This window comes from Rahnella inusitata, from assembly GCF_018288855.1.
Classification (GTDB): Bacteria; Pseudomonadota; Gammaproteobacteria; order Enterobacterales; family Enterobacteriaceae; genus Rahnella; species Rahnella inusitata.
Map to the genome: position 1 here is coordinate 62,535 of NZ_CP065026.1, position 20,972 is coordinate 83,506.

Here is a 20,972-nt window from a genome sequence, read left to right on the forward strand (position 1 = left end):
AACCGCCCCGGTAATCCTGGAGACTACACTCTTTGAGAGAGGTAACCAGGATGACAAAACATAACCGATTTCCCCCTGAAGTTCGTCAACGCGCTATTCGTATGGTTCTGGAAAACCAGAATACCTACAACTCACAATGGGCCGCTATCTGCTCCATTGCCCCTAAGATCGGCTGCACTCCCGAGACATTGCGTATCTGGATCCGTCAGCAGGAGCCCGTTGATGATGAGCAGAATGCGCTGACTGCCAGCGAACGCCAGCGTCTGAAAGAACTGGAGCGGGAAGTCCGCGAGCTGCGCCGCAGCAATGATATTCTGCCTCAGGCTTCAGCGTATTTTGCCCAGGCGGAGCTCGACCGCCACTGGAAAAAATAATGCCGCTTCTGGAAAATCTGAGCGGTGAACACGGGGTCGGGCCAGTCTGTCATGAGCTGGATATTGCTCCGTCAACGTACTACTGGCATCAGCAACGCCGGAAGTGTCCTGAACGACGCAGTAGTCGGGATAAACGCGATGCCGTGCTGATACCTGAGATACAGCGCGTATACGAAGAAAACTACAGCGTTTACGGTGTGCGTAAGGTCTGGCGACAGCTAAAACGTGAAGGTGTCGGCGTTGCCCGCTGCACCATTGAGCGCCTGATGAAAGCCCTGCAGCTACGTGGGGTGACACGCGGCAAAAGTGTCAGAACCACCCGCAGCAACAAAGCCGAAACACCGCAGGATCGGGTGAACCGGCAGTTCGTGGCTGAACGGCCCGATAGTCTTTGGGTGGCCGATTTTACCTACGTCAGCACCTGGCAGGGGTTCGCATATGTGGCCTTCATCATTGATGTGTTCGCCGGTGTTATCGTGGGCTGGCGGGTCTCATCCACGATGGAAACGTCGTTCGTGCTGGATGCACTGGAGCAGGCGCTGTGGGCCAGACGCCCGAGCGGTACCATCCATCACAGCGACAAAGGTTCGCAATATGTGTCACTGGCGTACACGCAACGGCTGCAGGACGCGGAGCTGCTGGCTTCAACAGGCAGCACGGGCGACTCATATGACAATGCGATGGCAGAAAGTATCAACGGGTTGTACAAAGCGGAGGTGATCCACAGGCAAAGCTGGAAAACCCGACAGGATGTTGAGCTGGCTACGCTGAAATGGGTGGACTGGTACAATAATCACCGATTGATGGAACGGACCGGATATATCCCGCCAGTGGAGGCAGAAAAAGCCTATTACGCTTCGCTGAATGACCGGGATGTGGCAGCCTGATCACTCAGGCAAAATACTCTCCAGGAAAACCGGAGCGGTTCAACATCCGGAAGCTCATGGAGAATATAGTCATACATCCTGTAATGGATGTTCCACGGATGTTCCGTCGCGTTCAGATAAAATCCGGCACCCTGGCCCAGATCGTAGCTGTCAGCATCTGCGACATGCTCTCCACGGGGACTGGTATCAGGAACAACGACGATGATGTTGTTCCTGGCGGCATAATGCTGCATACCCGATTTGGTGATGAAATTCTGCTCCGTACAGGTCAGACCCGAGAGCCAGTACAGCACCGGCAGTTTTTCTGTTGCTGCTTTGGGGGGGAAGATAAACACCGAAATTCATCTCACAATTAAGTGTTTGTGAATTATGGCGGTATACGTTTTGCCAGCCGCCAGCGCTGGCATGCTGCTCGATGAGTTCCATCAGCCTCTGTCTCATGGTTATTTCCCCTGACAGGGAGTCAGGGGAGGTCTATTCATAGCCGGACGTCAGATGAACGTATAAGCCGTGATTTTGTTACCCGCAGGGTCTCGCAGGTAGGCTGCATAGGCTCCAGGGAGATGGCTGCGCGGGCCAGGCTGACCTTCATCTTTCCCTCCGGCGGCAAGGCCCGCGGCGTGGAAAGCATCAACTTCTTCCGGACTTGCAGCTGCAAAGCCGACAGTAACGCCGTTGGCCGATGGCGCTTCACCGTTGCCCGGACGTGCAATAATAAAGGCTGGCTTTTCGCGACCATAAAGTACCCAGCCATTGCCAAACGGGCCGAGGTTATTGATGCCAAGCGTACCGAGGACAGCATCGTAAAAAGCAGCGGATTTTTCAACATCGGATGCACCGATGAAGACGTGGGAAAAAACGTCATTACCTGAAATTACAGGTGTTGCCATGATCCATTTCCTTCAGTTGGTTTGACTCAGTTGAGACGCTATCAGTAACGGATTACCGTACGGATTGATTTACCTTCATGCATAAGATCGAAGGCATCATTGATTTCATCCAGCGTCATCGTGTGGGTAACAAATGGCTCCAGTTCAATTTCACCCTTCATGGCATCTTCTACCATGGCCGGAAGCTGCGTACGGCCTTTCACTCCGCCGAAAGCAGAACCTTTCCATACGCGCCCGGTAACGAGCTGGAATGGACGGGTGGATATCTCCTGCCCGGCGCCGGCCACGCCGATGACAATGGACTGGCCCCAGCCACGGTGAGCACTTTCCAGCGCCGCACGCATAACGTTGACGTTACCGATACATTCAAAAGTGTGGTCAATGCCCCATTTGTTGATTTCAAGCAGCACATCTTTAATCGGTTTGTCATGGTCGTTCGGGTTGATGCAGTCGGTTGCACCGAACTGACGGGCAAGTTCGAATTTGGCCGGGTTGGTGTCGATAGCGATAATGCGTCCTGCTTTTGCCTGGCGAGCCCCCTGAACGGCAGCCAGACCGATTGCGCCAAGACCAAAAATAGCGACAGAATCTCCAGGCTGTACTTTCGCTGTGTTGTGAACAGCGCCAATCCCGGTAGTCACGCCACAGCCCAGCAGGCAGACGTGTTCATGGTTTGCCTCCGGGTTAATTTTTGCCAGAGAAACCTCGGCCACTACCGTATACTCACTGAAGGTGGAGCATCCCATGTAGTGGTAAAGAGGCTGGCCGTTGTAAGAAAAGCGGGTGGTTCCGTCAGGCATCAGTCCTTTTCCCTGAGTTTCGCGAACCGATACACAGAGGTTCGTTTTCCCGGACTGACAGAATTCACACTCCCCGCATTCGGCGGTGTAAAGCGGAATCACATGGTCTCCCGGCTTCACGCTGGTCACGCCTTCACCGACCTCCACGACGACACCGGCCCCTTCGTGGCCGAGAACCACCGGGAAAACGCCCTCAGGATCGTTCCCGGAGAGGGTAAAGGCATCGGTGTGGCAGACACCGGTGTGGGTATTTTTAATCAGCACCTCGCCTTTTTTAGGTGGTGCAACATCAATTTCAACAATCTCCAGGGGCTTCCCTGGTGCAAATGCAACGGCAGCACGTGATTTCATATGTAAATTATCCTCAATGTGATGGCTTAGCTATTTAAGATAGGCGCGAACCAGTTCAATCGTATCGTCAACGGATTTACTGATTTCATGGCTGTAGCTGTCATTCTGGTCAAAGGTTTCCCGTATGTGGCTCTCGAGCACCTCTGCCATAAGACCGTTAGCTGCTCCGCGAACGGCAGCTATCTGCTGAAGAATGGAACGGCATTCAGCACCATTTTCCAGCGCTCTTTCCAGAGCATCAATCTGACCCCGAATGCGGCGAACACGGGTAAGGGCCTTTTTTTTCTCTTCAGGAGTACTGGGCATTATTTACCTCACCATTTTTGATTTTATATACTATAGTGGAGTATATAACTGACGTCAATACATACTCCACTATAGTACAAAGAAGGATAAACACAATTATTTATATTTACGATATAAATCATATATTTATATGGTTTTTGGTTGTGATGCTGCCGGAAGGAAAGTTACTACAAAAATGATATCTACGGATACGGAATTTGGGGCATAGGCGGTTCTGTTAAATTTCGGCAGATATTGGCTCATCATTGATGGTCAAAAAATGAGCCTAACGTACAATAATTTTCGATATCCAAACTGACCCCTAATAGCGCTCAGTGCTTTGGCATTCCACTTTGAGCGTTTCACGTACCATGTTGAGCAGTTTCTTTCATCAATCACGGTACGATTATCCCGGTAATCTCCCTGTAATCACATCATCGAAACGGAGTAACACATGACTTCACAACTTAACTGGCAGGCACCGGCCATAAATCGCAAAAAAGTGGGCGACATGACTGTGACCATGCTCAGTGATGGTTACCTGGACGTATCCTTCGAGCTGCTGTCTGGCATTGATGGCTCTCGTGGGTTGCGCTCCTGATGTAACTTCAGCGCCAATGCTTTTTTCGTCGGACTGAGCAGAGCTGGTCGTCCGCCCTGACGTCCCCGCATACGGGCGGCCGATAGACCAGCCTGGGTGCGTTCACATACCAGATTGCGCTCGAACTCCGCCAGTGCACCAAAAAGATGGAAAACCAGGCGGCCGCCACTGGACGTGGTATCAATATCTTCCTGAAGGCTGCGTAAGCCCACCTGCAATCCGTCAAGTCTTTCGACCAATTGCAGCAGATTTTTCAGCGATCGCCCCAGTCGGTCCAGCCGCCAGATAACGACGGTATCACCGGGCCGGAGAGAATTGTTCAGTCTGGCCAGTCCTTCGCGTTCTGCCTGGGCACCACTGACTTTATCTTCAAAAATGCGCTCGCACCCTGCAAGCATCAGGGCATCACGTTGCAGATCGAGATGTTGATCGTCGGTGGAAACCCGCGCGTAACCAATCAGCATTGTATCGATTCCAGTAAGTCACCTGATTTGAGTATAGATGGAAAATGAATACTGGAATGAGATGGTGTAATCCTGCATCGCGGGTGCAGGTCACTTAATAATGAGACGGGAGTGAGTCCAAAAAACGGTCGTTTTATGGAAGGTAAGCGTTGTGGCTCTTGAAGCAGAAGATCCCTTTGCATGGGATCTTCTGTCCAGGAATTTAATTGCTGAGTTCTGCTGTCATGTATACGCGGTTTTTATACAAGGCACTGACGATTTTATAGGATGCATTTTCACTGACTGCCTGTTGAGCCACTTTTGCCTCTGCACCTTCAAGCGTCGAATCAGTCACGCTGACCGTTTTAGCAAAGGCATTTGCGCTCATAAAAGCCAGAACAGAAATTAACACAATACGTTTAGCTGAAAACATGGAATAAACTCGTTACATCATGATGACATGCATACCAGACCACTTCCGCTCATCCACGGAAGTGGCTGGTATGACATAAATATTCAGGAAATGACCACTGAGTGGCTACAGATTTGGGGAATTAGAATTCCTGACTGGTTGGGCGCAAAACAATTTCGTTGATATCAACATCGGCAGGTTGCTCGATGGCATAGGCAATCGCTCTTGCTACCGAATCGGCAGGAATAGCTTGTTTATAGAAGTCGATGACGAAGTTTGAACTATCCTGGTCAGAACTCCCCAGCTTCAGCTCACTGTCGATGGCTCCGGGACTGATAGTGGTCGTGCGAATATGCGCACCCACTTCATGACGCAGACCCTCAGAGATAGCCTTCACCGCGAATTTGGTCCCGCTATATACCGTGCCGCCAGGGCTGAATACCTTGATACCTGCAACCGACGCCAGATTAATGAAATGACCGGATTGCTGCTTTTCAAAAACAGGAAGGGCTGCCGCAATACCATAAAGAACGCCTTTGATGTTGATATCAATCATGCGATCCCACTCGTCGGTTTTGGCAAGACTGAGTGGAGCTATCGACATCAGACCCGCGTTATTCACCATCACGTCAACACGGCCAAAAGCTTCAATGGCTTTGTCGATAATATTCTGGACATCTGCTTTACGCGTCACATCAGCTTCAACAGCAATAGCCTGGCCACCATCAGCAATAATCCGGGCAGCCAGCTGGTCGAGACGCTCCTTGCGGCGAGCAGACAACACCAGAATAGCGCCTTTTTTTGCCAGGTTCAGGGCTGTAGTTTCACCCAGTCCACTGCTCGCACCTGTAATGACGACAACCTTTTTATCGATATTATTCATCGTATTAGCCTCTGAAATGAATGATTACTTTCTGAACGGGGTTAAGTATCGCAGCGCAAAGTGGCATAATAAATGGAAATTAATACTTTTCAGAATTCCTAAATATGGAACCATGAAACTTCAAGGAGCTGCTACGATGCAAAACAAGCTGGAGATGCTGCGTATTTTTTGCGTGGCTGCCGAATCACGAAATTTTAAGGAAGCGGCGATGCTACTGGGGATATCGCCCCAGGCAGTCACCCGGGCAGTAAAGGAACTTGAAGAGCAGCGGGAAGAAATTTTATTTTACCGGAGTACCCGACAAATAAAGATAACTGCAGATGGAGAACGTCTTGCAAAACAGGCGCGCCAGGCGGTTGACTCTCTTGATTCGCTGTTAGTAAAAGGCGTTAAGGATAAAACTGATGAAATGGGGGGGACGGTGAGATTAACTATGTCTTCGGTATTAGGCCGAAAACTGGTTGTTCCTGCACTGGCTGAATTTGCGCGTCAGTACCCGGATATCGTGGTGGACTGTGTGCTGACCGACTCGCACAGCGATGTTATCGATGAACGTATCGATATAGGTATCCGTTTTGGATTTTTGCCTGACAACCGGTATGTGGCGCGCGAACTGGCAAAGATTCATTTTTACCCTGTCGGTACACCTGAGCTGATTGATAAGGTTGGAATGCCTGCCAGCATCGCTGAGCTGGATTCCTATCCTCTGACGGCATTGTTTGATCATAAGACGGGTCGCTATTGGCCCTGGACATTTACCGAAAGCCGCAGCTTCATCCCGTCGAAACCTCGCTTTATTGCCGATGATCTTGAGGCTGAGTTCCAGGCTATTCTGGCCGGTGTTGGATTTGGGCATATGCCGGGATTTTTAGTTCTGCCGTGGCTTAAAAGTGGCAAGCTTATTCAGATACTCACCGAGGAGACATCACCCGTCTGGCGGTTGTACCTTTACCGCCCTCAGCGTGGGCCAACGCCATTGAGGATCAGAGCGCTGTTTGACTATCTTGTAGACGTGCTGGGTGAACTGGAAACCTGACCCGAAAAGGGGTCAGGTTTATTCAGACAGGATCAACCCTGACAATGATCTTTCCGATTTGTTGATTTGATTCGAGATACTGGTGTGCTTCCCGCAGCTCTTCAAATTTAAAGCATTTATCTATCTGTGGCTTCAGAAAACCGGCCCCCATGCAGCTCAGGATAAAACGCTTTGCTTTTTCCCGAATGGCTGGATCATTCAACACTTCCAAAAAGAGGAAGCCCCGCATAGTGAGACTCTTGCGTAATGCCAGTCGCAGAGGAAAAGGCGTTACATCAGGACTCAGCGCACCATGCATGACCATACGTCCTTTTGCGGACATGGCCTGTGCGATATGTTCAATCTGAGGTCCACCAACAGCATCAAACACGATATCAAGATGCTCACCCCCCAACCGCGAAACAATCGCCTGATAGAGGTCAGGTTCATCTTCACTGGCAATGACATCTTTCACACCTAAGGCAAGCAGACGTTCCTTTTTCTCCATCGTCAGGGTGCTGGCAATCACTCTGGCTCCGGCAGCTTCTGCAATCTGAACCGCAGCCAGGCCAACACTGCTTGATGCAGCAGTGACCAGTACGGACGCACCCTTTGTCAATTCCCCGGCATGCACGATCCCACCCCAGGCGGTAAGGTATTGCATCCATACTGATGAGGCTTCTTCCCAGCTCAGACTGTCAGGTTTATGCACCAGATAGCTTTCAGGGATCAGCAGCTTATCTGCGCAAGTGCCAAAACGCGCCAAGCTGTCAGAAGGCAACACTGAAACATTATCTCCAGGAGAGAACTGCTTAACACCTTCGCCCGTAGCCAGCACCACGCCAGCACCTTCGTAACCAAGGCGAGAGGGAAATACGGCCTTCTCGATATAAGTACCCCGTCTGAACATGGTGTCTGCCCGGTTAAGACCGATAGCTTTCATCTGAATCAGCACCTCACCTGCTGCCGGTAAGGCAACAGGCAGGTTTTCGAGTTCAAGGACGTCGGCTTCTCCGGTGCAGTTAAAGCGCCAGGTTCTCGCCATCAGGCCGTTAAATGACATCAATCACAACCTTGATGGAAGCTGAACCATCCTGAACTGCGTGGTGGGCATCAATGGCCTGGTCTAGTGAGAAATGACGAGCATCAACGACCGGACGAATTTTTCCTTCTTCAACCAGACGGGTGGCGGTTTTCAGAACTTCACCGTGATGAGCACGACGTTCACCTGTGAGCATTGGCAGCAGAATAAAGACACCCGACAGGGTTGCACAACGCAGCGATGACGTAGCCAGGTTATGGTCACCAAATGCAGCACAGCTGGTGATATGGCCGTAATAGCGCGTCATGGAAAGTGAGGCGTCGAGGACAGGGCCACCAACCGTATCGTAAACGATATCAAAGCCTTCACCATCGGTGCATTGCTCAATGATGTCCTGCGTGGAAACCTTTGTGTAATCCAGCGGGAATGCGCCCAGCGTTGTAATCAGCTCCTGATCTGCCGTACATCCGGTTGCAGCAACTTTTGCACCGAGTGCATTTGCCAGCTGGACAACCATGTTACCTACGCCACCGGCGCCACCCTGTACCAGCACATGTTGACCAGCCTGTACATTGGCATTATCAACAAGGCCAGACCATGCCGTGAGGAACGTTAACGGCAGAGCTGCGGCTTCACGCATGGAAAGGTTACGTGGTTTGATGGCAAGCAGGTCTGCATCTGCAGCAATGAACTCAGCCAGTGAACCCTGAAGGCCGCGAACGCCACCGGTCAGGCCGTAGACTTCATCTCCAACACGGAACTGGGTTACGCCTTCACCGACAGCAACCACTTCCCCTGCCATATCAGTACCCTGCACAGCAGGGAGCTGAGGCATGGCGTACGGAGCCTCTCCAAGACGAATTTTATAATCAATCGGGTTTACACCGCTGGCATGAACACGCACCAGAACCTGACCAGCCTGTGGTTGTGGCACCGGGAGTTCTTTACGGGCAAATTTATCATCACCGAAATTTTCGAGTACGAGAGCAGTCATTGTCTGGTTCATGTGTATTCCTGTTATGTAATTGGGGACGGACAGAAGATAACAGGAACCAGTAATCCATTTAATGGCATAGTGTGGATTATATAATTCCAAAATTAATACCAATCAGATATATCGTTGGGATGCCTGACGTGTTTTCAGTTAATGTGGGTTTGTGAAAATGGAATGCAGGTCGACAGGGATAAATGCAGGCTCATTTGCAGGTATTGTGGGTTTGAGAGCTGCGCTGGTTGCAGCTAATGTGAGCTGATAATCAGCGGTAAATGCAGGTCGTACCTATTTCAAATGCAGGTCGCTACACCTATAGACATGATCAGCGCAAGCACGTCTCAGATGTCCAAACGATACGGATTTATACATGTTGACCAGGATGATATGGGGAACGGAACACTAAAACGCTCCCGTAAGAAAAGCTTCCACTGGTATAAAAAAGTCATCGCCACGAACGGAAAAGACCTCAGTAGTTAACACAGCACAGCCCTGGCAGCACTGTGCTGTCAGGGCGTCCCATAATTCCGCGCGGATACCTCCCGGTCCTACTGTGCATTATTCCCGGGTACGGTCTTTCACCCAACGGCGGTATAATGCCGGATTCATACCGGTCATCCGGCTGAAGACCCTCCTGAAACTGCCCTCATCCGCGTAACCTGCATCAGCTGCGATCTGCTTTATGGTTTTAGCGGATGTTTCAAGTGCCAGCCTTGCCATTTCACACCTGATCCTGTCGATAAACTGTTTCGGTGACTCGCCTGTTTCCGCCTTTATACGCCTGTGAAAGGTTCGCTCCGAAATGGCAAGGCGCCGGCACAGCTCTCTTGTGGTAAGCAGCGTTGATGCTTCCTGCCTTATAAAAAATTCTGCACCGGGCAGAATACTGTCCGGCCGGCTGAGGTGCGCGGTGGGCATATAAACAGCCCTTGCGGGAGGCGTTGTATCCACTACAGCAAATTCTGCTGCAATGCGCGCAGCCTCCGTCCCCTCAAGCTGACGCACAACGTGTAAGGCCACATCAATCCATGAAAGCGGCCCGCCAGCCGTAACTATACGGTTATCCTCAGTCAGAGCATTGCCCCAGATGGCGTTTGCCCGGGGGTAACGGCGCTTGAGCTCATCGTACAGCCACCAGGTTGTCGTACATTTTCTGCCGTTGAGCAGCCCCGCCTCGCCCAGCATAAACACTCCGCTGCACGAGCCACAAGCCAGCGCGCCATGCACGTACTGTTGCCGTATCCATGATGCTATGCTGCCCAGCTTACCGAGCTGTGGCGGTGTGTTTGATGCATCGGGTACAAACCCGGGGATCAGAACCGCATCGCATGATTTGATATCTGCCAGTGCCGCATCGGCGGTCAGTAACCGCCCGCTTCCGTCGGTCACAGGCCGCCCGTCCGGACTTGCTGTCATGATATTAAAGGGTGACGGCTCCTTGCGAGCAGCTGATATGGCTCTTCCGGCAAGAGAGAACATATCAGCCAGCCCGGTATAGCCTGAAGCAAGGCATCCCGGGGAAGCAATAATGACTATCTTTTTCATCTCAGTCCTGTAATTGGCCGAAAATGCCGGTTTAATGGCAGATTCGCCACAGTGCCATGTTGCCTAACCCTGATACAATAATTCTCGTAAGAAAGCCATGATTATTACAACAGGAGAAAGAAACAATGAGTACAACAGCAGGACTGATTTCATTTAAAGCGAGAGAAGGAAAAGGCGCTGAAGTAGCAGAGCGCATAGCCGCTGCTTTGCCTCATGTTAATGCAGAAGAGGGCACCACTCACTGGCTGGTGATCCGCTCAGAAACGAGTCCTGAAACGGTTTTCCTTGTAGATCTGTTCAGTAGTACAGACTCAAGGGAACTCCATATGTCCGGTGAAGCAGCTAAACAAATATTCGCTACCGTACCCGCTCTGCTGGCAGAAGAGCCACAAATTCATCCTGCGGTTTTGATTGCGGCAAAAGGTATTTAATTCGGTACGTTATGAGTTCAGCTCACATCTCATAGCGCACATAGAAGGCTGTAAATTTTACATGTCCGCTTTTCGCGGACATTTTTGATGAAAATTCTAGAGCGGTAACCCTAAGCAGCCAAATCTGACCGGGTATACCCAAAAGTCACCCCTGAATCGCCACGGATAATCTAGACACTTCCGAGCCGTTGATGGACTGACCCCGCCCCGGTAGACGATCCTGCCCTATAGTTTGGACTGACCCCACGCCTGTAGACAAATCCTGTCCTCACGACGAGGCCTGTTCGAAGGCCTCCGGACTGACGCCGCCGAGGTGGCTGTGGCGCCGGGACCGGTTATAGAAGACTTCAATGTAATCGAAGATATCCGCCCGGGCCAGATCCCTGGTTTTATATATGCGTTTTCTGATCCGTTCTTTTTTCAGCGAACTGAAGAACGATTCGGCCACCGCATTATCCCAGCAGTTGCCACGCCGGCTCATGCTCGGCGCCAGGTTATTGGCCCGGTAGAAGCGCTGCCAGTCGTCACTGCCGTACTGGCTGCCCTGATCGCTATGTACGATAACCTCGCTGTCTGGTTTTCGGCGCCAGACCGCCATCATCAGCGCGTCGAGCGCCAGTTCGCGTGAGAGAGTGGGTTTCATCGACCAGCCGACCACATTACGGGCGAAGAGATCGATAACCACCGCCAGATACAGCCAGCCCTGCCAGATGCGGATATAAGTAATATCGGTGACCCAGACCTGGTTGGCCCGGACAACGGTGAACTGCCGCTGCACGCGATTAGGAGCAACGACTGAAGGCCTGCCAGCGATACGACGTGGCGCTTTATAGCCGCGCACAGCTTTAATCCGGTTCAGTTGCATGATCCGACCCACCCGGTTTCTACCACAGGTTTCCCCCATTTCGTTCAGATCGCCATGAACCCGCCGGTAACCGTATACGCCTCCGCTCAGGGAATATGAGTCGCGGATAAGCATCAGCAGGCGCTGGTTATCTTTATCACGCCCCGAGACAGGGTTATGCAGCCACGCATAGAACCCGGCCCGGGCGACATTCAGTACCCGACACATCGTCATCACACCCCATACAGTTCGGTGCTCATTGATAAAGCGGTACTTCAGTCGGGCTCCTTTGCAAAGTACCGCGCGGCCTTTTTCAGGATATCCCGTTCTTCTTCGGTGCGTTTTAGCTGCGCCCGGAGTTTCAGGATCTCGCTTTTAGCTTCCAGTAAATCCCGGGCATGCTGCTCGCTGTTATCAGGTTTGATAGCCCGTAGCCACTTGTAGAGGCTGTGTGCAAAGACGCCCAGACGCGCAGATACTTCGGCGACGGAATAACCGCGTTCCGTTATCTGACGGACGGCTTCTTCCTTAAATTCAGGTGTAAATCGTGGTGTGCCCATACGCTCCTCCTATACTCAAACTATAGGGCAGGATCGTCTACCGGAGCGGGGTCAGTCCAGGGAGCCGTTAACGACCTGATGGCGGTTGTTCTGGAAAGCTATCTTCGGGAGGAATTCCCCGATACGGGCAAACGAAATGAGTCGCAGAAGAGGTCAATCGACGACACCATTTCGATAGTCCGCTCCTATCTCCGTTAACTCTGCCAGGCAGATGTCTGATGGGGTCTAAAACTGTAATGAAAGGAAATGACATATGAAATCACGTGCATTATTCATCTGTATTTTTTAATTGGTACCCGAAACCGCCTGAGTGTCGCCATCAGCTGGGTCTGGAACCACAGCGTCGCGTACCGGGGAGCCCGCATTATCACGGGAGCCAAATCTCCGGTCCCGGGTACGCCGCCAGCCAGTTCTCATACAGAAGGCGGATCCGCAGGGTACCACCGGGCCCAGCTTCAGCAATCTGTTTCCGGTCACACAAACGCTTTTTTCGACGGGCTTTCTGATCGAGCGGTCCGGCACACCAGATACCGTCACAAGAGGTGGCCTTATTAAGAGCGGACACACCTAACACAGGAAATTCTATGGCAAAGAAACTTTTCGGTTATCATCCCATCCTGACTGACGACAGCAATTCAGTTGTGATTCGCGGTGCTCGCGAGAACAACCTTAAAGAGGTGGATGTTTCCATTCCGCGCAACGCATTGGTTGTTTTTTCGGGTGTGTCAGGCTCGGGTAAGTCTTCACTGGCCTTTGGCACCATTTATGCTGAGGCGCAACGGCGCTACTTTGAATCGGTTGCCCCTTACGCTCGTCGCCTCATTGATCAGGTCGGGGTTCCGGATGTGGATGCCATTGACGGACTGCCGCCAGCCGTTGCGCTTCAGCAACAACGCGGTGCCAGTAACGCGCGCTCCTCTGTCGGCAGCGTGACCACCTTATCCAGTCTGGTGCGAATGATGTACTCACGGGCGGGCACTTATCCTGCCGGACAACCGATGCTGTATGCCGAGGATTTTTCTCCCAACACGCCGCAGGGGGCATGCCCTTCTTGCCATGGTCTGGGCCATATCTATGAGGTAACTGAAACACTGATGGTGCCCGATCCCTCACTTAGTATCCGTGAAAGGGCTATTGCTTCCTGGCCCCCGGCCTGGCACGGACAGAATCTGCGGGATATTCTGGTGACGCTGGGGTATGACATCGACACTCCCTGGAAAAATCTGCCAGCGGAAGACCGTCAGTGGATCCTTTTTACCGAAGACACCCCCACGGTACCGGTTTTCCCGGGACTGAGTCCGGAAGATACGCGCGAAGCCGTCAGGAAAAAAATGACGCCGGGTTATATGGGGACCTTCACCGGGGCACGTCGTTATGTGCTACATACCTTCGCCAGCACGCAAAGCGCGTTGATGAGAAAACGAGTCTCCCGTTTTATGGAAGGCAAGCTCTGTCCGGTCTGTCACGGGAAAAGACTGAAGTCAGAATCATTGTCCGTCACCTTTGCCGGTGTGGACATTGGTGAATTTATGCAGATGCCCTTAGACCAGCTGGCGGAATTGCTCCTTCCAATCTCCCGGGGGGATTTCAGTGCCCACCACGCCGGCGCAGATGCCGACAGGGATATCACCCGTCGGGATCGGACAGAGCGTGCTGCATCCGGAAAAGCGGTCCATTCCGTGACACCCGATGTCCGCCGGACATCGGCGTTATCGGAAGAGAAACGACTGGCGGCACAACGGCTGACCGGTGGTGTCATGGCCCGGTTGTATCAGTTGCAGAAACTGGGGCTGGGTTATCTTACGCTGGACAGAGCAACCCCAACTCTATCTGCCGGAGAGCTTCAGCGACTGCGTCTTGCCACGCAACTAAGTTCGATGCTGTTTGGTGTGGTCTATGTTCTTGATGAACCGTCTGCGGGTCTGCACCCCTCAGACAGTAAAGCGCTTTACGATGCGCTTGAGAACCTTCGTGATGCCGGAAACTCGGTGTTTGTCGTTGAACATGATCTTAACCTGATGCGACGGGCGCAATGGCTTGTTGATGTGGGACCGTCGGCTGGTGAACAGGGAGGACATGTTCTCTACAGTGGAATTCCTGAAGATCTGAAAGCCGTCACCCAATCTCGTACCGCGCGTTATTTATTTGATGAAGTCCGGCCACCACAATCTTTTGCCCGTATCCCATCCGGGTGGCTGAAACTGCAGGGGATCCATCGCCACAATCTTAAGTGGATCGATGTTGATATTCCTCTGGGTGTGCTGACAGCCGTGACGGGAGTCTCTGGCTCCGGTAAATCCAGTCTGATTGCCCAGGCCTTACCGGAACTGGTGCTTTCTTCACTTGGCGGTGAGCCAGAAGACGTGCTTTCCGAAGCCAGCGACGCTGAGGGGCCATCCGTAACGGAGAAAACGTACGGTACCCTGACCGGTGATACCGGACTGGTAAAGCGTCTGGTTCAGGTTGACCAGAAACCGATAGGCAGGACCCCCCGTTCAAACCTGGCGACATATACCGGGTTGTTTGATCCTGTTCGTAAGCTCTTTGCCGGAACGACTGACGCCAAACTCCATCATTACGATGCGGGTCAATTCTCTTTCAATGTGGCAAAAGGCCGCTGTGCAACCTGTGAAGGTGAAGGATTCGTCAGCGTGGAGCTGTTGTTTATGCCGAGCGTGTATGCACCGTGCCCGGCCTGCCATGGCGCGCGGTATAACCGGGATACTCTCAGGATCTGCTGGCAGGGCAAAAATATCGCGGAGGTCCTGCATATGACGGTGGATGAAGCCAGTCAGTTCTTTGCGACTGAAGAACCAGTGGCTCGTCCCCTCCGTCTGCTGAGTGAAATTGGTCTGGGCTACCTGCGTCTGGGACAACCAGCAACCGAGTTATCCGGAGGGGAGGCGCAAAGGATCAAGCTGGCAACCGAACTACAACGTAGCCAACGTGGCCACACGTTGTATATCCTAGATGAACCGACAACCGGCCTGCATGCTTCAGACGCCGACCGCCTCCTTGTGCAGCTGCAGCGGCTTGTTGATGCAGAAAATACAGTGATAATGATTGAACACGATATGCGGGCGGTTACTCAGGCAGACCAGGTTATCGACATCGGTCCTGGAGCGGGACATGAGGGAGGACGCTTGGTTGCCGCAGGAACTCCCGAACAGGTATCGCAGGTCAAAGAAAGCCGTACCGCACAGTATATTGCCAGGGAACTCTCACGGAACGGTTAAAAAGGGCTGTGTCGTCATTGCGTCAATGGCGGCACATTCCCGGCGTGTTCTGTATCAGTAATCTCCCGCAGGTATATTATATTTATTGTGATACTTGGACTAACGAGAAATTTTTCAGTAATGGATAACAAAATAGCGTGCCGGGATCATGATTTTCATACGGCGCTTATTAACACTGTTGTGAACAGGTAAAAGATAATCTGATGAGAATATTCACCATTGAACCGCCCCGGTAATCCTGGAGACTACACTCTTTGAGAGAGGTAACCAGGATTACCGGGGCGGTTCAGAATGCCACGCGGCTTCCATGGGCGTTCTGTTAACTCTAATGGCGCATGGAATGCAACGATGCCCTTGTCGTTTATGAATATGCCGCTGCTTAGCTACGCAAATGAAATCACTATTCCTGTGTTGATTGTTACAGGTGAAAAAGCGCACTCGCGCTATTTTGCAGAAGATGCCTACAAAGCGGTTGGCAGCACTGAAAAAGAGCTTGTGATCGTCCCCGGCGCAAACCACGTGGACTTATACGACAACGCTGCAGGTAAGATCCCTTTTGCCAGGTTTGAACAGTTTTTCAAAACCAGCTTAAGGTAAAAACGCAGCTCAGAATCGTTTAAAAGCCACCTGTAATACTCAGGTGGCTTTGACTCTGGATCTATCCCGACATGATGTTACATAGAATCCTTATAATATCGCACTTCATTCTCACCCACTCTCATCGTTATTACATGAATAGCGTTTATTTCGTTTATGCCTGAAGAAGATCGGGCGCTATTCACAGGTCCTGATAATATTCATAATGCGTCATTAAACATCACAATAGATACAGGGGCGAGCCTGGCAGCAGAAGATAAATATTATGACAGGATACGCAATGGTATCCCGTCGATATTTCTACATTGTTCCGGTTTAATTGTTCCGATTTAACTTTTATAACCGATCAGCGTCAGTTAAGGCTTAAGGATAACCTTCGTCCATCCCTCATCGCGATCGTCAAAGTGCTTATATCCCTCAGGCGCCTCAGCAAGTGAAAGACGGTGTGAGATTATGCCGCCCGGGCTGGCTTTACCCTGATGGATCAGACGGGCCAGCTGACGATTATAGGCTTTGACGTTCGCCTGGCCGGTGCGGATTGACTGTCCTTTAAACCAAAAACTGCCGAAATCAAACGGCATCTTACCTTCTTTGGCAAGGTCTGATGCAGCTCCCGGATCCTGCGGGATAAACACGCCAACCACACCAATTCCCCCGGTTGCTTTGGTTGATGCAACGAGGCTGTTCATAGTGACCGAATTATCTTCATGGCCATGTTTGTTACAGCACTGATAGCCCACGCATTCACAGCCACAGTCAGTGCCGCGTCCGTCAGTTAAGTCGAGAATTCGTTGCACGGCTTCATCGCCGGTCGCATTGATGCCCGTCGCCCCCATTTTCTCTGCCAGCGCTAAACGGTCCTGGTGTGTATCCACTACAAATACCTGTGAAGCGCCTTTTATCATGGCTGAGTGTGCGGCCATCAGACCCACCGGCCCCGCGCCGTAAATGGCTACGCTTTCGCCAGGCTTTAATCCGGCGAGTTCTGTCGCATGCCAGCCGGTAGGGAAAATGTCAGAGAGCATCACATAATCATCTTCTTTTTCTACTGCGTCAGGCGGAAGCACCAGGCAGTTAAAGTCTGCAAAGGGGACCCGAAGCAGTTCCGCCTGACCACCCTCCCAGGAGCCCATTTCAGCAAAACCATAGGCCGCGCCCACAGTACCGGGATTGGTGGTGAGGCAAAAACCGGTCAGACCTTTTTCACAATTCTCGCAAAAACCGCATCCGACATTAAATGGCAGACAGACATAGTCACCGACCTTAACACGCTCCACTCCTGAGCCAATTTCAACCACCTCACCCAGGTTTTCGTGCCCCAAAATACGTCCCTGCTCAAAGCTGGTCCGACCCTCGTACATGTGCAAATCCGATCCACAAATATTGGTGGTGGTAATGCGGACAAGCACATCGGTGGGGCGAACAATTTTTGCATCCGGCACGTCTTTAACTTTTACATCATAGGGACCGTTGTAAATAACTGCTTTCATGATCTTCTCCCGCTTGCGGCCGGAAAGGTGTGGCTGCCCGACCGGGTAAGTGTCAACTAAGTTTAGCTGCCATGATTGATAACGCAATCGACAGCAAGGCAATCGGGAGGTTTCTTATCGGATACGTTGAGGAATGCTGGCCGGGGATGACGGTCAAAGACAGCCGGGAAAAGGTCAGGATCATGCCGCATCAAGCCGAGCGGCAGCAGCCGGTAGCGTTGCGGGAATATTTGCGTAAAACAGTTATCAATTATCGGCAGCAATCTCAGACGCAGCCTGAAGGTAAAGACCCGATTTATCAGAAAGATGATTTACCTTACACCCGGCCAGTTTTTGCCTGATTCACTGCCAGAACCTTCTCAGAGAGGCACTTCCCGTTAGATACAGATGTCGCTAAAACCCTGGCCTCGCTGAGCCTGGCACCCTGGATATGGGTGTCTGTGTACCCTTCTCTCTGCGCTACGTTAAGGCTGGAATAAAAAATATCGCTTCCGGGTCCCCGTCATCGAGATTGTCGACCTGACCGCTGGGGATAAATCCGGCGTTCAACAGCAGCCGTTGCATTGGCAGGTTAGAACGATGGGTGGAGGTGAACAGCTTCGGGTGCTGGCAGCGGGACTTCAATGCTGCAATCAACGCCAGACCGATACCCCTGCGGCGGTAGTGTTCGCCTACCATCAGCATTTCAATAAAGCCGTAGCCGAAGAAATGGTAGTTCAGCACGCCATATCCCATCGCTATTCCCTGCAGTTCGGCAATATAACAGACAGACCAGGCACACCAGATGCGGATTTGCGCCGCACCTTTTGGCTGGCTCTGGGCAACAATGTCGATAGTAATCAGGGATATAGCATCGTTTTCAGTGGTCAGGCGAACACGCATATTCAGTCTCCCTCTCTTTAATTGACTGCAGTGCAGCCTTAATAAAACGGCAATCCCGCACAGATTTTTTAATTTCATACGGGATTTTACAATTCCATAAGATGATTAGTTAATCCTAATCATCCCAGAGAGGCAGGGTTCATTTTCTGAAAGTTATCGTTAACCGGATATTGGGCCACCAGAAAAGCCCTCATGATTCAGAAAGTAAGCAAACGTTTTAACCTGCAGCCTATGGAAGCAGTCTGCGGCTGGTTCACCTGTGAGATTCGATACACTGACAGGAATGGGGAGCGCCATATATCAGAATATAACCGGCGGAGCCGGGCTTACGGCGCCGTTCAGCTCAACGTTATCTAACGCTTCCTGCCGCTAAAGCCGCATTCAGCGGGCCTGCTCCTGCCTCAGACAGTGAGTCAGGATTCATGACAAAGGTCGCTTTGTGCCAGATATAGTCATTCGAACCCTGAGGGTTACACTTTTAAGTGATTCAGGGTATGCGCTTACTGGTTACGAATATTGTGCCAGAATCATGTGATTTGATGATTGCCGCTTTGCTTTCGAGCCAGTAAGTGCTCCACGTTCGCTAACGAATACTCAGGGCATGCAGATAAACTGATGGCTATATCACGCCCTGAGACATTCGACAAGCTTTTTATGGCTTAAGTAAGGGCGAGTGTCGCGCTTCGAGAGCCATCAAATACTTCGCTTCATCGTACTGGGTTCTGGTCTTCCAGCAGCGGTAAATGATCCTTATCCATTTGAAGGCAAGAGCCCGGATTGCAGACTGGTGAGATTTTCCTTTTTCTCGCAGTCCCTGATAATAAAGTCTGGCCCAGTATGATGAGTTAATCGTCTTGGCAGCCCATTCAACAAAGGTCTGCCTGACGAACTTGGCACATTGCCATCGCCAGTGAACCCAGGATTTCTGGCCACTTCGTTCTGTCACCGGTGCAATACCTGCGTAGTTTTGAATTTCTTCAGCGCTGTTAAACCGGTTACGGTTATCACCAAGTGCAGCAAGCATCCGTGGGCCCATACACGGCCCCATGCCCGGAAGTGATTTGAACAGCCCCGCATCTGGCAATGTGTCAAACAGCGCTTCGATTCGTTCGTCATAGGTTTTGATGATTTCACTCACGACTTTAATTTGTGTCGCCAGTGCTGTTGCCATCAAAGCATTAGCCTCTATAACACTCGGGTCTGTCGTCAATGAGATCGCGTTATCAATACTCGCAATACGCTGCTCGGTAAGGGCTATTGCGCGGCCACCTTTGGCATTCAGAAAGTTGCGGATCGTCTCGCGCCTGGCTCGTTTCAGTTGTTGCAAACTGGGCCACCGGATAATCAGCTCACACAACAGTAAGCTACCCCGATGTGAGAACCACTCCAGTGGCTGAGGATAATACTGTTTAAGCGTGTTGATTATCCGGTTCACAAAACGGCGTTTATCTTCAACCAACTGACGACGTTGCTCAACCAGCTGCTGAAGTAAGCGAATATCCGCATTGGCGGGTTCAATAGCTTTTATCTTCTGGGGGTAACGCAGCATTAACTCTAATGCCAGCTCGGCATCCTGCGGATCATCTTTAGCGCCGCTGGGCGAGAAGGCTTGCCGGTAACGAGCTAGGGACAAAGCGTGGACGGGGAAAACGGTGATAAACGGATATTTCTGAAGAGCATACACCACGGGGCCTTTCTTCAACTCAACGGCGATAGCGATCCTGCCTTTTACCTTCTGGTGTAACTCGGTAAGCCAGACATCAAGCGCTTCTGCTGTATGTTCAATCACATGGAATACGCGTTCACCGTTTTTAAACTGAACACAGACATCGTGTTTTTTATCTGCCCAGTCCAGACCAACGTGCGCAGCAAATTGATTAGTCGCAGTCATCACCAACTCCTTTTCATCGGGGATTGGTATGCATTCCACGCTCTTCGAAAGAAATATAGCCAGCAGTTTATCTGCATGCCCTGAGTATTCGTTAGCGAACGTGGAGCACCTACTGGCTCGAAAGAAAAGCGGCGATCATCGCATGATTCTCGCTCAATATTCGTAACCAGTAAGCGCATACCCTGAATCACTTCAAAGTGTAATTCTCAGGGTGCGAATGACTATACCTCGCTCAAAGCAGACCTTTACTTTCCCTGTCCTTCGAAAATGGCCCTTTTAATCCTGATCTCCGCTTGCAAGTTAAGAGGGTATCTTATGCTAAAAGCCGCCAGGGAAAGGACAGGCGCAGAAAGGTACACCGACTTATCCCCCGCGAATACCGAAGTTACTCAGTGAATCTGTGGATAACCGGCTGCGGTTTGAAAATGAGGCGGTAGTCTGCGACGACGGTCGCGGTACCCGAAATGAATTGCAGCAGGACAGACACCGGCCAGGCCGGCCGATGAATGAGGATGACATTCT

At 51.4% G+C, this 20,972-nt stretch carries 18 protein-coding genes, 4 pseudogenes and 1 other annotated feature; of the genes and pseudogenes, 8 read left to right on the plus strand and 14 right to left on the minus strand.

Annotated features, from left to right (window positions below; translation table 11 throughout):
• Positions 1-50 precede the first annotated feature (50 nt).
• A protein-coding gene (locus I2123_RS24905; RefSeq protein ID WP_420834365.1) for an IS3 family transposase occupies positions 51-1,261 on the plus strand; the annotation gives its coding sequence in 2 pieces (ribosomal slippage) (positions 51-336 and positions 336-1,261; 1,212 coding nt in all).
• Positions 329-445: a sequence feature (AL1L pseudoknot), on the plus strand. (Overlaps the previous gene by 117 nt.)
• 41 nt (positions 1,262-1,302) lie before the next feature.
• On the opposite strand, the pseudogene I2123_RS24910 reads toward I2123_RS24905, so the two are convergent.
• The 7 genes and pseudogenes from I2123_RS24910 to I2123_RS24940 form a co-directional block, all read right to left on the minus strand.
• A pseudogene (locus tag I2123_RS24910) lies at positions 1,303-1,687 on the minus strand (alpha/beta hydrolase-fold protein); the annotation flags it as partial.
• 65 nt (positions 1,688-1,752) lie between these two features.
• Complete coding sequence (locus I2123_RS24915) at positions 1,753-2,151, minus strand: VOC family protein (protein WP_069729919.1); 399 nt, start codon at positions 2,149-2,151, stop codon at positions 1,753-1,755.
• 41 nt (positions 2,152-2,192) lie between these two features.
• Positions 2,193-3,302, minus strand: coding sequence for an S-(hydroxymethyl)glutathione dehydrogenase (frmA, locus tag I2123_RS24920; protein ID WP_213053042.1), 1,110 nt, complete (start codon positions 3,300-3,302; stop codon positions 2,193-2,195).
• Between the two features lie 30 nt (positions 3,303-3,332).
• On the minus strand, positions 3,333-3,608 hold the full coding sequence (gene frmR / locus I2123_RS24925; protein WP_069729918.1) for a formaldehyde-responsive transcriptional repressor FrmR: 276 nt from the start codon (positions 3,606-3,608) through the stop codon (positions 3,333-3,335).
• 516 nt (positions 3,609-4,124) lie between these two features.
• Positions 4,125-4,652, minus strand: coding sequence for a recombinase family protein (locus I2123_RS24930; protein WP_069729917.1), 528 nt, complete (start codon positions 4,650-4,652; stop codon positions 4,125-4,127).
• Between the two features lie 202 nt (positions 4,653-4,854).
• The gene (locus tag I2123_RS24935) at positions 4,855-5,064 is read right to left on the minus strand and encodes a DUF1471 domain-containing protein (RefSeq protein WP_048242214.1); all 210 of its coding nucleotides are present in this window, start codon (positions 5,062-5,064) and stop codon (positions 4,855-4,857) included.
• Positions 5,065-5,185: 121 nt separating this feature from the next.
• Positions 5,186-5,926, minus strand: a complete 741-nt coding sequence (locus I2123_RS24940; protein ID WP_069729916.1) for an SDR family oxidoreductase — start codon at positions 5,924-5,926, stop codon at positions 5,186-5,188.
• Between the two features lie 136 nt (positions 5,927-6,062).
• Here I2123_RS24940 and I2123_RS24945 point away from each other — a divergent pair, with 136 nt between their 5' ends.
• On the plus strand, positions 6,063-6,962 hold the full coding sequence (locus I2123_RS24945) for a LysR family transcriptional regulator (RefSeq protein WP_213053043.1): 900 nt from the start codon (positions 6,063-6,065) through the stop codon (positions 6,960-6,962).
• A 22-nt stretch (positions 6,963-6,984) separates the two neighbouring features.
• Here I2123_RS24945 and I2123_RS24950 read toward each other — a convergent pair whose 3' ends face one another.
• Complete coding sequence (locus I2123_RS24950) at positions 6,985-8,004, minus strand: zinc-dependent alcohol dehydrogenase family protein (RefSeq protein ID WP_213053044.1); 1,020 nt, start codon at positions 8,002-8,004, stop codon at positions 6,985-6,987.
• The gene (locus tag I2123_RS24955; protein WP_213053045.1) at positions 7,994-8,989 is read right to left on the minus strand and encodes a zinc-dependent alcohol dehydrogenase family protein; all 996 of its coding nucleotides are present in this window, start codon (positions 8,987-8,989) and stop codon (positions 7,994-7,996) included. The genes I2123_RS24950 and I2123_RS24955 overlap by 11 nt, the downstream gene beginning before the upstream one ends.
• A gap of 297 nt (positions 8,990-9,286) precedes the next feature.
• Here I2123_RS24955 and I2123_RS24960 point away from each other — a divergent pair.
• A pseudogene (locus I2123_RS24960) lies at positions 9,287-9,454 on the plus strand (family 1 glycosylhydrolase); the annotation flags it as partial.
• A 78-nt stretch (positions 9,455-9,532) separates the two neighbouring features.
• Here I2123_RS24960 and I2123_RS24965 read toward each other — a convergent pair.
• Positions 9,533-10,519: a GlxA family transcriptional regulator gene (locus I2123_RS24965; RefSeq protein WP_048242218.1), complete on the minus strand. Its 987-nt coding sequence runs from the start codon at positions 10,517-10,519 to the stop codon at positions 9,533-9,535.
• Between the two features lie 125 nt (positions 10,520-10,644).
• On the opposite strand from I2123_RS24965, the gene I2123_RS24970 reads away from it, so the two are divergent.
• Positions 10,645-10,950 (plus strand): putative quinol monooxygenase, encoded by a 306-nt coding sequence (locus I2123_RS24970; RefSeq protein WP_213053046.1) that lies wholly within the window; start codon positions 10,645-10,647, stop codon positions 10,948-10,950.
• A 268-nt stretch (positions 10,951-11,218) separates the two neighbouring features.
• On the opposite strand, the gene I2123_RS24975 is transcribed toward I2123_RS24970, so the two are convergent.
• A protein-coding gene (locus I2123_RS24975) for an IS3 family transposase (protein WP_213053047.1) occupies positions 11,219-12,354 on the minus strand; the annotation gives its coding sequence in 2 pieces (ribosomal slippage) (positions 11,219-12,108 and positions 12,108-12,354; 1,137 coding nt in all).
• 51 nt (positions 12,355-12,405) lie between these two features.
• On the opposite strand from I2123_RS24975, the pseudogene I2123_RS25755 reads away from it, so the two are divergent.
• The 3 genes and pseudogenes from I2123_RS25755 to I2123_RS24985 form a co-directional block, all read left to right on the plus strand.
• A pseudogene (locus I2123_RS25755) lies at positions 12,406-12,552 on the plus strand (metal-sensitive transcriptional regulator); the annotation flags it as partial.
• A 386-nt stretch (positions 12,553-12,938) separates the two neighbouring features.
• Positions 12,939-15,590, plus strand: a complete 2,652-nt coding sequence (locus I2123_RS24980; RefSeq protein WP_213053048.1) for an excinuclease ABC subunit UvrA — start codon at positions 12,939-12,941, stop codon at positions 15,588-15,590.
• Positions 15,591-15,875: 285 nt separating this feature from the next.
• Positions 15,876-16,187 (plus strand): annotated as a pseudogene (locus tag I2123_RS24985) (alpha/beta hydrolase); the annotation flags it as partial.
• A gap of 356 nt (positions 16,188-16,543) precedes the next feature.
• Here I2123_RS24985 and I2123_RS24990 read toward each other — a convergent pair.
• Positions 16,544-17,677: a glutathione-independent formaldehyde dehydrogenase gene (locus I2123_RS24990; RefSeq protein WP_038626485.1), complete on the minus strand. Its 1,134-nt coding sequence runs from the start codon at positions 17,675-17,677 to the stop codon at positions 16,544-16,546.
• Between the two features lie 29 nt (positions 17,678-17,706).
• Here I2123_RS24990 and I2123_RS24995 point away from each other — a divergent pair, with 29 nt between their 5' ends.
• Positions 17,707-18,018: a hypothetical protein gene (locus tag I2123_RS24995; RefSeq protein WP_213053049.1), complete on the plus strand. Its 312-nt coding sequence runs from the start codon at positions 17,707-17,709 to the stop codon at positions 18,016-18,018.
• 118 nt (positions 18,019-18,136) lie between these two features.
• On the opposite strand, the gene I2123_RS25000 is transcribed toward I2123_RS24995, so the two are convergent.
• Both I2123_RS25000 and I2123_RS25005 read right to left on the minus strand, forming a co-directional pair.
• Positions 18,137-18,559: a GNAT family N-acetyltransferase gene (locus tag I2123_RS25000; protein ID WP_095463659.1), complete on the minus strand. Its 423-nt coding sequence runs from the start codon at positions 18,557-18,559 to the stop codon at positions 18,137-18,139.
• Positions 18,560-19,211: 652 nt separating this feature from the next.
• On the minus strand, positions 19,212-20,450 hold the full coding sequence (locus tag I2123_RS25005; protein ID WP_213052952.1) for an IS110 family RNA-guided transposase: 1,239 nt from the start codon (positions 20,448-20,450) through the stop codon (positions 19,212-19,214).
• Positions 20,451-20,972 lie beyond the last annotated feature (522 nt).

What these genes read in the sequence shown, in the direction of transcription:
- I2123_RS24980 (WP_213053048.1), top strand. Translation starts at nt 12,939, where the DNA reads ATGGCAAAGAAACTTTTCGGTTATCATCCCATCCTGACTGACGACAGC.
- frmR (WP_069729918.1), bottom strand. Translation starts at nt 3,608, where the DNA reads ATGCCCAGTACTCCTGAAGAGAAAAAAAAGGCCCTTACCCGTGTTCGC.
- I2123_RS24915 (WP_069729919.1), bottom strand. Translation starts at nt 2,151, where the DNA reads ATGGCAACACCTGTAATTTCAGGTAATGACGTTTTTTCCCACGTCTTC.
- I2123_RS24940 (WP_069729916.1), bottom strand. Translation starts at nt 5,926, where the DNA reads ATGAATAATATCGATAAAAAGGTTGTCGTCATTACAGGTGCGAGCAGT.
- I2123_RS24930 (WP_069729917.1), bottom strand. Translation starts at nt 4,652, where the DNA reads ATGCTGATTGGTTACGCGCGGGTTTCCACCGACGATCAACATCTCGAT.
- frmA (WP_213053042.1), bottom strand. Translation starts at nt 3,302, where the DNA reads ATGAAATCACGTGCTGCCGTTGCATTTGCACCAGGGAAGCCCCTGGAG.
- I2123_RS24970 (WP_213053046.1), top strand. Translation starts at nt 10,645, where the DNA reads ATGAGTACAACAGCAGGACTGATTTCATTTAAAGCGAGAGAAGGAAAA.
- I2123_RS25000 (WP_095463659.1), bottom strand. Translation starts at nt 18,559, where the DNA reads ATGCGTGTTCGCCTGACCACTGAAAACGATGCTATATCCCTGATTACT.
- I2123_RS25005 (WP_213052952.1), bottom strand. Translation starts at nt 20,450, where the DNA reads ATGACTGCGACTAATCAATTTGCTGCGCACGTTGGTCTGGACTGGGCA.
- I2123_RS24945 (WP_213053043.1), top strand. Translation starts at nt 6,063, where the DNA reads ATGCAAAACAAGCTGGAGATGCTGCGTATTTTTTGCGTGGCTGCCGAA.
- I2123_RS24950 (WP_213053044.1), bottom strand. Translation starts at nt 8,004, where the DNA reads ATGTCATTTAACGGCCTGATGGCGAGAACCTGGCGCTTTAACTGCACC.
- I2123_RS24965 (WP_048242218.1), bottom strand. Translation starts at nt 10,519, where the DNA reads ATGAAAAAGATAGTCATTATTGCTTCCCCGGGATGCCTTGCTTCAGGC.
- I2123_RS24990 (WP_038626485.1), bottom strand. Translation starts at nt 17,677, where the DNA reads ATGAAAGCAGTTATTTACAACGGTCCCTATGATGTAAAAGTTAAAGAC.
- I2123_RS24955 (WP_213053045.1), bottom strand. Translation starts at nt 8,989, where the DNA reads ATGAACCAGACAATGACTGCTCTCGTACTCGAAAATTTCGGTGATGAT.
- I2123_RS24935 (WP_048242214.1), bottom strand. Translation starts at nt 5,064, where the DNA reads ATGTTTTCAGCTAAACGTATTGTGTTAATTTCTGTTCTGGCTTTTATG.